This window comes from Streptomyces marokkonensis (assembly GCF_039539045.1).
Classification (GTDB): Bacteria; Actinomycetota; Actinomycetes; order Streptomycetales; family Streptomycetaceae; genus Streptomyces; species Streptomyces marokkonensis.
In genome coordinates, this window is the sequence record NZ_BAABCQ010000027.1 from 44075 (window position 1) to 57213 (window position 13139).

General features: G+C 73.5%; 5 protein-coding genes. 3 read left to right on the forward strand and 2 right to left on the reverse strand.

Annotated features, from left to right (window positions below; translation table 11 throughout):
• Window positions 1–3966 carry a polymorphic toxin-type HINT domain-containing protein gene (locus tag ABEA26_RS09655; protein WP_345591055.1) on the reverse strand — a complete coding sequence of 1322 codons (3966 nt, stop codon included), beginning with the start codon at window positions 3964–3966 and terminating at the stop codon, window positions 1–3.
• A gap of 286 nt (window positions 3967–4252) precedes the next feature.
• A complete protein-coding gene (locus tag ABEA26_RS09660; RefSeq protein ID WP_345591064.1) occupies window positions 4253–8272 on the reverse strand; it encodes an FHA domain-containing protein in 4020 nt (1339 codons plus the stop codon).
• Window positions 8273–8699: 427 nt separating this feature from the next.
• Between ABEA26_RS09660 and ABEA26_RS09665 the strand changes: the two genes are divergently transcribed.
• The 3 genes from ABEA26_RS09665 to prfB all read left to right on the forward strand — a co-directional run bounded on the left by ABEA26_RS09665 (window position 8700) and on the right by prfB (window position 12981).
• On the forward strand, window positions 8700–10424 hold the full coding sequence (locus ABEA26_RS09665; RefSeq protein WP_345591058.1) for a serine/threonine-protein kinase: 1725 nt from the start codon (window positions 8700–8702) through the stop codon (window positions 10422–10424).
• Window positions 10425–10553: 129 nt separating this feature from the next.
• Window positions 10554–11798, forward strand: coding sequence for a serine/threonine-protein kinase (locus tag ABEA26_RS09670; RefSeq protein ID WP_345591059.1), 1245 nt, complete (start codon window positions 10554–10556; stop codon window positions 11796–11798).
• A gap of 76 nt (window positions 11799–11874) precedes the next feature.
• Window positions 11875–12981, forward strand: a complete 1107-nt coding sequence (gene prfB / locus ABEA26_RS09675) for a peptide chain release factor 2 (RefSeq protein WP_345591061.1) — start codon at window positions 11875–11877, stop codon at window positions 12979–12981.
• Window positions 12982–13139 lie beyond the last annotated feature (158 nt).

The following is a 13139-nucleotide window of genomic DNA, read 5'->3' on the forward strand; positions in this document are numbered from 1 at the left end:
CTACCTTCCTCCAGGTGGGTCGATGTCGGTTTTTATGCCCTTGTCATCGTAGAATTCGATGTTGTCCCAGTCGAGGTTTTCCAGTCGGTGATGATAGACGAGTCGGCTCATCTCCCACTCGGTGGAACGCCAGTTGCCTTCCTGCACGTGTCGCAGGGCTAGGTCGAACTTCTCTTGGTACGAAGCGCCTGGGGGGTCGAAGCCCTTGAGGCTCACGGCAATTTTTCCGTTGTTTCTCATGACGTTCTCGACTTCGGCCATCCACTTGGCGTACGGCGTCCCGTCAGGGAGCTTGCCAACCTCTTCCTGCAGCTTGGGGTCCATGAAGTTGTAGCCGTCCAGCCGGGTGGTCTCGGCTTCCACGTGCTCGGTGACTCCCAGCACCAGTACCTTGCACTCCGAATTGTGTGCCAGGAGCGGGGTACCGCCGGCCAGCACGTAGAAGGAGTGCAGACCCTCGACGGTGAGACTGTAGGTGTTCGTCCGCTGTTCGAGGGAGCGGGCGGTGACGACCGTCGCCTCGGTGCCGTCCGCGGTGAGCAGCGTGTCACCGGGTTGCAGATGGCCGGTCACCGCCCAGGAGCGGAGGCTCGGGCTCCAGAACGGGTGGTCGTCGGTGGCCGTGACCTCCCCGTGTTCCCCGGTGGGGCCTCGAATGCTGATCGCGGAGAGGTGCTTGTCGCCCTCCGGAGTGACGATCTGCTGTACGACCCGGCGGGCGCCGGTCTCGCCGGTGACGGGGTCGGTGGCCCGGACCCAGTCCCCCGCGTGGACCTTCTCGATCGGTGTGCTGTTTCCGTCCGCCATCAGGACCCGGGTGCCGGGCAGGAAACACTGGGTGCAGCCGCGCGTCAGGTCGCGCAGGGCCCGGCCCGCCACGCTCAGCATCCGGAACTTCGACGAGATCAGTACGTCCTGATGCAACTGTACGCAGGAATTGAAATCGCCCTTGCGTATGCAGTTCTCCAGTTCGCTGAGCCCGAGGACGGCCTTTTCGAACTCCCAGAGCCTCTTGGCGGCAGCCTCGGCACTCGGTCCCATTTCCGCGAGGTCACAGATCACCCAGTTGTGCTGGCAGTAGCGCGCCGGACGCTCCTTCGCCTCGCAGCCGAGGAAGTTGCAGCGGTACAGCTCCGCAGGCGTCATGCCCTGTGCTTCCGCGGCCTCCTTCTTGGCCACGGCCTCGCGACGACGCTGCTCCGCCTCTTCGCGGTACTTCGTGACGGCGGCCGTGAATGCACCGATCGAGGCGGTCTTCGCCTCGGCCGCACTCTTGCCGGCGCGTTCTGCGGAGACGCGGGCCTGCGCGGCTGACGCCCACGCCTCACCGGCGGAGGTCTGGGCCAGATTGGCGGACAGCGTGGCGTCGGCGGCCGAGACTGCTGCCCAGTGCGCCGACTTGTCGGCTCGCTGCGCCGCGGCGCGCGCTGTTCGAGCCGACTCCGCCGCCTGCTGAGCCGATGCCTCCGCGTCCTTCGCGTGCTGGTCCGCCTCCGTGGCGTAGGTCGCCGCCAGGGCGGCCGAGTCCTTGGCCTTGTCCGCCCACTCCTGCGCATCCTCGGCCGCGTCACGTGCCGTGGCCGCGGTGGCATTCGCGTTTGCCGCGTCCCTCTGTGCCTCCGCGGCCACCATGGCGGCTTGGGCGACGAGTTGCTGTACCTGCTGATCGTGCGTGAGAGCCAGCAGGTCCTTGCGCTGGGCGGTGTACTGGGCGGACTCGATGAACCGGTGCAGGAGGTAGGCCGGTCCTTCCAGAGCGATGCGAGCGGCGGCCCGCACCTCCGGTGTGCCGATCTCGACCAGTTGGGCGGCCCGCACACGGTCGTCCTGCTCCTGGGCCTCCTCCAGTGTTCCGGTGAGGAACGTCCGGTAGGCCTCCGAGGTGTCGGTGTTCAGTGCCTGGCGCGCGCGCTCCTTGACGACGGGCCCACCGGCAGCCGCGGCCTGGGCCACTGCGATACGGAACGCCTCGTTGCCCGCGGCGTACTGCCCCTCGTACAGGAAGGCGCTCACCGTGGCAGCATCGCCGTCCAAGGCGGTTTCGGCGGCGTCTCGCACCTCCTTGACAGCACTCTCCTCCGCCAGCCGCTCGACCTCTGTGCGGTCGTCCTGCGCCTGGGCGTCGGCACGGCCGGTACGCACGTACTCCACGACGCCCGCCGTGTCCGCGCCCAACGCCGTCTGTGCGGCGGCCCGCAACCATGGCCTGCCGTTTTTCAGATCGAGCAGGGCGACCTGCCGACCCAGACCGGCTATTTCCCCGTCGTCGGCACCTTCCTGGGCCTGACGCGAAAGCTCCGCCGCCTTGTCGCGGGACTTCTCGATTGCGGCGGCCTGCTCCGTGTTCCGCCTCTTGGCGGCCTCCTCCTCGGCCTTCAGGTCACGGGCCGTGGCGATGCCGGCGTTGGTACGGAGGAGAAGCTCCTCTGCCTCGATCTTGCGGGCCAGCGCGTAGACCGTCTCCGCCTTCGCCGCGGCAGCGGAGGCGCTGTCCGCGGCCGCCGTGGCAGCCTTGGCATGTTCGGTCGATCGCTCGGCCGCCTCGGTGGCTTCACCGGCGTGCTCCGCTGCTTCGTCCGCTGCGTCCGCCGCGTTGCGAGCGTGGCCGGCGGCGGAACGGGCGGCGTCGCGAGCCTCTGTGGCCGCCACGGCCGCCTGGCCGGCCAACGACTTGGCAGCGCCGGCGGCACGATTGGCCTCGGCGGCCTGACGATTGGCTGATGCCGCGGCGCTCCGGGCCTGCTGTGCCGCGGCACTGCTCTGGCCGGCGTACTGTCCCGCCAGCACTGCCGCGTCAGCCGCCGCGGCAGCGTTGGCGCCGGCACCGGCGGCCGAAGACGCCGCTTGGACGGCGGCCCCGGCGGCCTTCACAGCCTGGTCCGCGGCGTCGGCTGCTTTGGTCGCTCCCTCGGCCGCGGCGCGTGCCTTGACCGCGGCGTCCTTCGCCGCGTCGGCCTTCGTGGCGTCGGTCGCCGCAGCTGCCGCGGCGCTGCGTGCGTGGGAGGCGGCTGTGGAGGCCCCGACCGCCGCCGCGGCAGCCTGGGCCGCGGCCGTTGCCGCCACGCGCGCGGACCGGCTCGCGGCGTTCGCGGCCGAGATGGCTCGTTGCGCCGCCGCAGCGGCCGACGTGGCGGCCTTCGCGGCCCGGCCCGCGGCGCGTGCGGCGTCCACCGAGTCCTGCTTGGTGGCTGCCGCTTCCTTCGCGGCCCTCTCTGCCGCGTCCTTGGCCAGCTCGGCGGCCTTGACCGCTTCGTCGGAGGCGTCCTCGGCGGCCTTGGTCTCCTTGGCGGCCAACTTGCCCGCGCGCTCGGCCTGACTCGCCAGATCCGCGACGGTGGCGTGTTCCTGATCGCGGCTGCGCGCGATGAACTGCCCCACTTTGACGAACTCGCGGATGTCGTCGGAGGTACCTGTCAGGGCGAGTTGCCCGGCCGCCCGGACCTGAGGGCCGCCCGTGGCGATGAGCTGGGCGACAAGCACTCGGTCGTCCTGCTGCTGAGCCTCACTCAGTCCTGTGTCCAGGAAAGCCTGTACGTCCTCGGCCGTGCCCTCGAGCGCTGTGCGGCCGCGCGCCTGTACCTCCGTGCCACCGGCGTCGATGGCACGGGCGATGAGAATGCGCTGATCCTGCTCGAAGGGCTCCAGCCAGCCACCCTTGACCAGACGAGCCAGGTCTCCGTCGGAGCCGGTCAGGGCCTGACGAACGGCGGCGAGCGTGTTGTCCCCGCCCAGGTCTGCGAGTTGTGCCGCCTCGACCCTGTGGTCCTGGGTCCGGAGGTCTCCGTATGTGGCGAGGAAGGTGGCGATGTCATCGCCGTCGCCGAGGAGGGCGGATTCCGCAGCGGCTCTGACTCCGTCGCCGCCGATTGCCCAGAGATCCGCCACTTGCTGGCGGGCCGTGCGATGGATCGGCTCCACTGGTCCGTCGGCCGCGCCGTCAGCGGCAGTGACCGGTACTGCGAGCATGCTGAGCAGTACCACCGAGGCTGTCACCAAGGAGACGCGTCTGGCTCGTCTGCGTCTTCCGAGGGACCAGCGTCGTTTCCGGCTCATGCGACTCCTTGGCTGTCAGAGGACCCAACGCCGATACTTGGTCCCCCGCTTCAGCGCACAGGTGCCATCCCTTTGATAAGAACGCGACAACATATCAAGCGTCAGTTCTATTTTTCACGTCTATTTCAGGCTCCTCTCATGCAATTCGTGAGTGCCGAAGGTACTCAGGGATGGGTGGGTAGTACGCTGCGGGCGCCGACTACAGCAGCGAAGGCACCTCCGCCGCCGACACCTCCCGCGCCGCCCGCTCCAACGCGCTGGCCAGCAGCGCCAGGTCCGTCGGTCCGTTGCCCAATTCGCGCACGGGGCGCCGGGCGGGCGGGTCGCCCATGCGGTGCCACTCCAGGGGGACCACCGTGGGCCGCAGGGTCGCCGTCCGCGGGATGCGGCCCGTGACCCGGCCGCCCTGGAACACCACGACCCGTCCGTCCGGGCCGGCCAGCCGCCCACGTCCCGGCATCGGTTCGTCCGGTCCGGGAGCCGGCGTGTCGAGGGTGACGCGCAGGGTGGCGCGGAGCGCGGGTTCCGTCTGGGCCGTACGGCCGCCGGGCGCGGTGGCGGCCACCAGATGCACGCCGAGCCGCTCGCCCTCTCGTGCGACGGCCTCCAGCGCCCGCATCACCGACCCCGCCGCGGGCCGCCCGGGGGAGCCGAGCGGGGGCGTGACCAGGGCGTCGAGGTCGTCCACGACCACGACGAGGCGGGGGAGCGGAGGCACCGCGCCCACCCGGCGCCGGGCCGCGCCGGGGCGCAGCCGCATCGTGGAGCTGGGCGGGGAGTCGACGTCCCCGGTGTCCGATGTGACCGCGGGTGCCGGGCGGCCGGGGCCGCCGCCCGTCGGCGTGCGCTGTGCGACCAGCCGGCCCGACACCTCGCGCCCGGTGTGCCACTCGGCGAAGTCCGACCGCCCGAGCAGCTCGGCGCGCCGCTTCAGTTCGGCGCTCAGGGACTGCGCGAACTCCCGCATGCGTACCGGGTCGTTGGCGGTGAGGTGGGTGGTGACGTGCGGTACGTCCGTACAGACGCGCAGCCCCTCCCCGTGCCCGCCGCCGCCCGAGCCCACGCTGTCCCGGCCGTCCATCAGGACGATGCCGAGGCGATCGGGGCGTTCGGCGGAGGCGAGCGAGGCGATGAGTGCCCGCAGCAGCTCGGTACGGCCGCTGCCGGGCGGGCCCTCGATCAGCAGGTGCGGTCCCTCCGCGACGAGGTCGGCCGTGACCGGGCCGCGCGGTCCGGCGCCCAGCACGGCGTGCGCGCGTCCGCCGAGGGCCTCCCTGTCGTCGGCCGCGTCGGCCCACCGGGCCATCAGGGAGGCCGGGGTGGCCCGGGCGAGGCCCAGCTCGTCGAGGAGCCGGGCCGCCTGGGGCAGCGGCGCGGACACGCGCGTGTGCCGGTCGCCGGCCGCGCCGTCGGTGCGCAGCGGGGCCAGGGCGCGCGCGAACCGCTCGGCCCAGGCGAGGGAGACGGCGTCGACCGTACCGAGGGTGCCGTGCCCGACCGGGCCGGCGGGCGTGGCGGGGACGGCGGACGTGGCGGGGACGGCGGGGAGGGCAGGGCCGGGGGCCGGAGCTCCCTGGGAGGGGCCCGTACGCGCGACGCGCAGCAGTCGCAGGGCCGTCGCCACGTCGCCGCTGAGCAGTGCCACGGCACCGCACTCCCGGAACACCGGCGACACCGCGCAGGCCGCCTCGTACGTCTCCGTCACCGGGGACGTCGGGGAGGCGGCGGCCGTCTCCGCGAGGCACAGGACGTGGATGCCGGCCCGCGGGCCCTCCAGGGCCAGCCGCGCCACCGCCTCGCGCACGTCGGCACCGCCGGGGTCCCCGTCCACGACGACCACGGTGTACGGCCCGGCGAAGCCGCCTGCCGGGCCGGCGCCGCCGTCGGCCCGCGCCCAGGAGGGCTGCCGGGCGGTGGCCGGGAGCGTGGTCGTGTCCGGAGCCGTGGCCGGGATCTGGCGTGCGTCCCGTGCGGGCGCCGTCGGCTGGGCCGGGATCGTGCCGGCCGGAGCCGGTGGCCGTGCTCCTCCGGTCCGGGTGTCCGTCAGGTGGTCTTCCAGGCGGCGGAGGAGCTCGTTGGCGCGGGCCGTGGCCTGTTCGCGGTCGTAGGCGAGCAGTAGACGGCAGTCCTGGCCGTGCCCCGGGCGCAGCTGCGGCAGCCAGCCCGCCCAGGACCACTCGGCGGCCCGCTCGGCGAGCGGACGGGAGCGGTCCGCGCTGATCAGGACGATCTCCAGGAAGTCGGCGGAGTGCAGGGCGGCGAGCTGGGCCAGTACCGCGCGGGCCAGCCCGGCCAGCCGCGCGCGCGGGCCCGCCAGTCCGAGCGCCCCGACCTCGCGGAGCCCGGCGGTCACCGGGACCGCGGGCAGTGGCGCGTCGCCGCCGGGCGCCACCCGGTCGGCCGTGCCGAGCCGCACGGTGAGCGCCTCCGGGTGGCCCGGGCCGCGCTCCCACAGTCGTGGTCCCGGTCCGAGCGCGGTCAGCAGCAACGAGGCGGGGTCCGGCCAGGTCTCCGGAGCGCGGGAGGTGCCGCCCGGGGCCGTCGGCACCGGGCCGGCCGGCTCCCGGTCGTAGGCGTGGGTACCGGCATCGGCGGCGTCCTGCGTGCCGCCGCGGCCTCCGGCCAGCCGCCGTGCCCACGCGCCGAGCCCGCCGCGCCTGCGCACGCCCGGGGGCACGTCGGTCCCGCGCAGGGGTGTGCCCTTGCGCCGGGTGCCGCCGTCCGGTCCGGAGGTGCCGGCGGGGCCGGAGGCCTCACCGAAGGGGGCGGTTCCGGCAATGTTCGCGCCGTGCGTCCCTGCGCCGTGCGCGCCGGTCTCGTGCGCGCCCGCGCCGGATACGCCCACGCCCCGCGCGCCGTATGCGTCCGTGCCGTATGCGTCCGTGCTGTACGCGTCCGTGCCGTACGCCTCCGAACCGTTGGCGCCCGTGCCGGGTGCGCCTGCTCCGTATGCCTCCGCTCCGTGCGCGCCGGCGCCATGGGCGGCGCCCGCACGGTAGGGGCCGCCCGCACCGTGGGTGCCCGCGCCGGTGGGGCCACCGTGGGTCTCGCCCCCGGCCGGGGCCGCTCGGGACGCACCCGCCGTGGGGCCGGTGCCGCGGCTCTCGATGCGTGGTGCGCAGCCCTGCCCGGGGACGACGTGAGGGGGCTCGGGCGATGTCGCGCCGGTGTGGGGGCCCGCGGCGCCGTAGGCGTGGTGCGTTCGCCCGGCGGGGCGGTCGCGGTCCGCCGACCGGGCGCTCCGGTCCGTCCCGGCACCGGACCCCCGCGGGAGACCGTCCCATTCCTCGGCCCTGCGGCCGGGGACGTCCGCCGCCCCGGCCGTCCACGAGGGGCGGTCCGTCCCCCTGGCCGCGTGTCCGGAACCGTCCGTACCGCCGCCGTACGGGTGTGCGGTGCCGTCCGTACTGCTGGTCGCGCCTGTGGGGCCGCCCGCCTCGCCCCCCAGTCGGGCGTGGCCCTCCGCCCCGTCGGCCACGCGCGCGTGCGCCACCTCGTCCCCGGCGTCCGCGCCGGAGCTCGGCCCGGCTCCCCGCGGCCGGGACGTCTCCGGCCCGGAAAGCCGAATGTGCCCCTCCCCGTCGGGTGTCGTCGCCACGCGCGCGACCGCCCCCTGGGGAACCGGCACGAGGCGCAGGGCCGACTCGCCGATCCGCAGCAGCGCCCCCGGCGCGAAGCGGACCGGGCGGTCGCCCACGCGGGTGCCGTCCAGGGTGGTGCCGTTGGTGGAGCCGAGGTCGGCGACCGAGACGCGGCCGTCGGGGGCGACGGTCACGGCGCAGTGCGTGCGGGAGACGTCCGGGTCGTCGAGCGCGATGTCGGCGTCGGCGGAGCGGCCGAGCTGGATCTGGCCGCCGTGCAGCAGGTGGACGCCGCCCGCGTCGGGGCCGGCGACCACGTGGAGCTGGGCCGGGACGTCGGCCGGTTCGGAGTGCGGGTCGGGCTCGCCCGGGGCGCCCAGGCAGAGCACCGCGCCGTCGGTCAGCGGGGGCTCGCCCAGGGTGCTGCGCTGGGCGTCGAGCCGCTGCGCCCCGGCGTAGAGCACGACCTGGGCGGAGCCCGGACTCTCCCCGCCGGGCAGCGCCGCGGCCAGCGCGGAGGCGATCGCGGCCAGGGCCGTGCCGGGCGGTGCGGTGACCAGCACGTCGCAGCTCGCGGCGTGGCCCCCCACCGAAGCATGCGGGCCCAGCGGGTCTACGACGGTCAGCCGGATCTGCATCGCCGTCAGCGGTCCCTTCGCGCGGGCACCCGCGCGCCGGGACAGAAGCCGTTCACCACGGTCCCCCACCGCGGACTTCCCCCACCGCCACACGAGCACGTCGGCCAGTACTGCACGCATCCTCGCACCTGCCGCTGACAATGTGCCCGTCGCCCGCCATCAAATGATCTTGATTGGTCGGCTCTGCCCGCAAAAGTGCCTGACAGGTGTCGCGTCGGTGATCGAATGACGTCCTCTTGAGATCGGTCACGTCCGGGCCCGACAACCATGGGACCGGGTCGAGCGTCTTTCCCTCGAACATGCGCCGGAAGCGGAACGTAAGACGCACCGGTGGACCAATGGGAAGCACAGGACGACGACAGCCCGGTGCCGGGAGCACGGCACTACAGTGGGTCGGAACAGCCAGCAAGCAACAGGGAGCCATGACGTGCGGCCGGTAGGCAGCAAGTACCTCCTCGAGGAGCCCCTCGGCCGCGGCGCCACGGGCACTGTCTGGCGCGCCCGCCAGCGGGAGACCGCGGGCGCCGAGGCGGCCGTGGCCGGTCAGCCCGGCGAGACCGTCGCGATCAAGGTGCTCAAGGAGGAGCTCGCGAGCGATCCCGACATCGTGATGCGCTTCCTGCGGGAGCGCTCCGTCCTGCTCCGGCTGACCCACCCCAACATCGTCCGGGTCCGCGACCTGGTCGTCGAGGGCGAGTTGCTGGCCCTCGTCATGGATCTCATCGACGGTCCGGACCTGCACCGCTACCTGCGCGAAAACGGGCCGCTCACCCCGGTTGCCGCCGCTCTGCTCACCGCGCAGGTCGCCGACGCGCTCGCCGCCAGCCATGCCGACGGTGTCGTCCACCGCGACCTGAAGCCGGCCAACGTCCTGCTGAAGCAGACCGGCGGCGAGATGCATCCGATGCTCACCGACTTCGGCATCGCCCGTCTCGCGGACTCACCCGGCCTCACCCGCACCCACGAGTTCGTCGGCACGCCCGCGTACGTCGCGCCGGAGTCCGCCGAGGGCCGCCCGCAGACCTCCGCCGTCGACGTCTACGGCGCCGGCATCCTCCTGTACGAGCTGGTCACCGGCCGGCCCCCGTTCGGCGGGGGCTCCGCCCTCGAGGTGCTGCACCAGCACCTGAGCGCCGAACCGCGCCGCCCCTCCACCGTCCCCGACCCGCTGTGGACGGTCATCGAGCGCTGCCTGCGCAAGAACCCCGACGACCGCCCCAGCGCCGAGAATCTCGCCCGCGGCCTGCGTGTCGTCGCCGAGGGCATCGGCGTGCACGCGAACAGCGCGCAGATCGGCGCCGCCGAGAGCGTCGGCGTGCTCCTCGCCCCCGACCCGGCGCCCGCGCAGGTCCCGGGCGACCCCGGGGCCGCCGACCCGACGCAGGTCCTGCCGCAGAACCCGCCCGGCGCCCACGACCCGAACGGCGCGACGAGTGTCCTGCCGCACACCGGCTCCACGGCGGGCGCCGCCGACCCCACCGCCGTACTCCCGAACCGCGGCGCGGCCGACCCGACCGCCGTCATGCCGCCGGTGCCACCGGGACAGCCGGGCGGCCCGGGGCAGGGGCAGGGCGGGCAGTCCGGCGGCGCCGAGGACCCGCACCCCTGGCAGAACCAGCTGCGCGCCGCCCGCGACCGCAACGAGCAGACGCAGGTCCAGTACATCGACCCGAACGACGACCCGCTGCGCCGCCGCCCCCAGCGGCAGGTGGCCCGCCCGCAGCAGCCGCCCCGGCAGGCTCCGCAGGGCCCGCCGCCCCAGCAGCCCGGCTACGGCTATCAGCAGCAGCAGCAGCAGCAGCCGCAGCGGTACGCCGCCCCACAGCCGCAGCAGCCGCAGCAGCCGCCCCGGCCCCAGCCGCAGCGCTACGCCCCGCCGCCCACGCCCGAGCCGCAGCCGCCCCGGCGTGAGCCCCGGCCGCCGCGGCAGCGCAGCGCCAACCCCATGCGCATCCCCGGCCTCGGCTGCCTCAAGGGATGCCTGGTCACGGTCGTCGTCCTGTTCGTGGCCGGCTGGCTGATCTGGGAGCTGAGCCCGCTGCAGGACTGGATCGGCACGGGCCAGGGCTACTGGGCACAGCTCAGCGACTGGTTCACCACCGCGACCGACTGGATCGGGGACCTGGGCGGCGGGACGTCGAGCGGTAGCTGAGTCCGGAGATGTACCGGTAACCGAGTCTGGAGATTTGTCGACACCCAGCGGGTGATTTCGGCCTCCCCTGTCAAGCTCGGCTCCTCGGACGCGTACTTTTAAGCGCAACACGCGTCGGTAGGAGCAGTCTTGGCACGGAAGATCGGCAGCCGGTACACCGCCCACCAGATCCTCGGGCGGGGCAGCGCCGGCACGGTGTGGCTGGGCGAGGGCCCCGAGGGACCCGTCGCGATCAAGTTGCTGCGCGAGGACCTGGCGTCCGACCAGGAGCTCGTCTCACGCTTCGTGCAGGAGCGCACCGCCCTGCTCGGCCTGGAGCACCCGCACGTCGTCTCCGTGCGGGACCTGGTGGTCGACGGCAACGACCTCGCCCTGGTCATGGACCTGATCCGCGGTACGGATCTGCGCACCCGCCTCGACCGGGAGCGGCGCCTGGCACCCGAGGCCGCGGTGGCCGTCGTCGCCGACGTCGCCGACGGCCTCGCCGCCGCGCACGCCGCCGGGGTCGTGCACCGCGACGTCAAGCCGGAGAACGTGCTGCTCGACATGCGGGGCCCGCTCGGCCCCGGCGGCTCGCACCCGGCCCTGTTGACGGACTTCGGGGTGGCCAAGCTCATCGACACCCCGCGGCGCACCCGCGCCACGAAGATCATCGGCACCCCGGACTACCTGGCCCCGGAGATCGTCGAGGGCCTGCCCCCGCGCGCGGCGGTGGACATCTACGCGCTGGCCACGGTCCTGTACGAGCTGCTCGCCGGCTTCACGCCGTTCGGCGGCGGCCACCCCGGCGCGGTGCTGCGCCGCCATGTGACCGAGTCGGTCGTCCCTCTCCCCGGCATCCCGGACGAGCTGTGGCAGCTGCTCGTCCAGTGCCTCGCCAAGGCGCCGGCCTCCCGGCTGCGCGCCTCCGAGCTGGGCGCCCGACTGCGCGAGCTGCTGCCGATGCTGGCCGGCATGGGGCCGCTGGAGGTGGACGAGCCCGACGCGGAGCAGGAGGAGGACACGCCCGAGGAGTCCGCGGCGTCCCCCGCGCCCGCCGGGGAGCCCGTACGGCGCCGGGGAGCGGTGCCGCTGGTGCCGGGGCCGAAGCCGGCCGACTCCAACCGCGACACGCACACCTCCATGCGCGTACCGGCCCCCGACGAGCTGGCCGGCGGCGCCCACGGCACCGCCCGGGCCCCCCGCGCGTCCGGCGCCCGGCGCCCCGGTTCGGCCCGCAACCGAGCCGCCGCGCGGCGCCGCCGGCTGGCCGTCGGCGCGGGCGCGGTCGCCCTGCTGGCGGCGATCGGCGTCGGCACGTGGCTGGCCACGAGCGGTGACGAGAGCGGCGCCGGGCCCCAGGACACGCGGAACTCGGCACCGGCCTCCCCGTGACGCCGGGCGCGCCGTACCACCGCCGTCCGGTGACGACCCGGCGAAGGCCGGTTGGCGGAGCCGTTACGCTGGATGCGTGGCAGTCGTCGATGTATCCGAAGAGCTGAAGTCCCTCTCCTCGACCATGGAGTCGATCGAGGCCGTCCTGGACCTCGACAGGCTGAGGGCAGACATCGCCGTGCTCGAGGAGCAGGCGGCCGCGCCGTCCCTCTGGGACGACCCGGAAGCGGCGCAGAAGATCACCAGCAAGCTCTCCCACCTCCAGGCCGAGGTGCGGAAGGCCGAGGCCCTGCGCGGCCGGATCGACGATCTCGGGGTGCTCTTCGAGATGGCCGAGGAGGAGGACGACCCGGACACCCGCGCCGAGGCCGAGTCCGAGCTCACGGCCGTCAAGAAGGCGCTGGACGAGATGGAGGTCCGCACGCTGCTCTCCGGCGAGTACGACGCCCGTGAGGCGCTCGTCAACATCCGCGCCGAGGCCGGTGGCGTGGACGCCGCCGACTTCGCCGAGAAGCTCCAGCGCATGTACTTGCGCTGGGCCGAGCAGCGCGGCTACAAGACGGAGATCTACGAGACGTCGTACGCGGAGGAGGCCGGTATCAAGTCGACCACCTTCGCCGTGCAGTCGCCGTACGCCTACGGCACCCTCTCCGTCGAGCAGGGCACGCACCGGCTGGTGCGCATCTCGCCCTTCGACAACCAGGGGCGTCGGCAGACCTCCTTCGCGGGCGTCGAGATCCTCCCCGTGGTGGAGCAGACCGACCACATCGAGATCGACGAGTCCGAGCTGCGGATCGACGTGTACCGCTCGTCCGGGCCCGGCGGCCAGGGCGTCAACACCACGGACTCCGCGGTGCGGCTCACCCACCTCCCCACCGGCATCGTGGTCTCCTGCCAGAACGAACGCTCCCAGATCCAGAACAAGGCCACCGCCATGAACGTCCTCCAGGCCAAGCTCCTGGAGCGGCGCCGCCAGGAGGAGCAGGCCAAGATGAACGCCCTCAAGGGCGACGGTGGCAACTCCTGGGGCAACCAGATGCGTTCGTACGTGCTGCACCCGTACCAGATGGTCAAGGACCTGCGTACGGAGCACGAAGTGGGCAACCCCGAGTCCGTGTTCAACGGCGAGATCGACGGTTTCCTGGAGGCCGGCATTCGCTGGCGCAAGCAGCAGGAGAAGTAGCGCGAGGCGCTGACGCCGCTTTGTCGACAAGGCAACTGCCGCCCTTCCGGCGGCGGTTGCCTTTTGTTCGGCCCTCTCCCCGCCGGTGATGTCTGGGTTTTACATCACACTCACACCCATTGTGTCCGGCATACGTCCCGTACCTGGACATCGCGTAC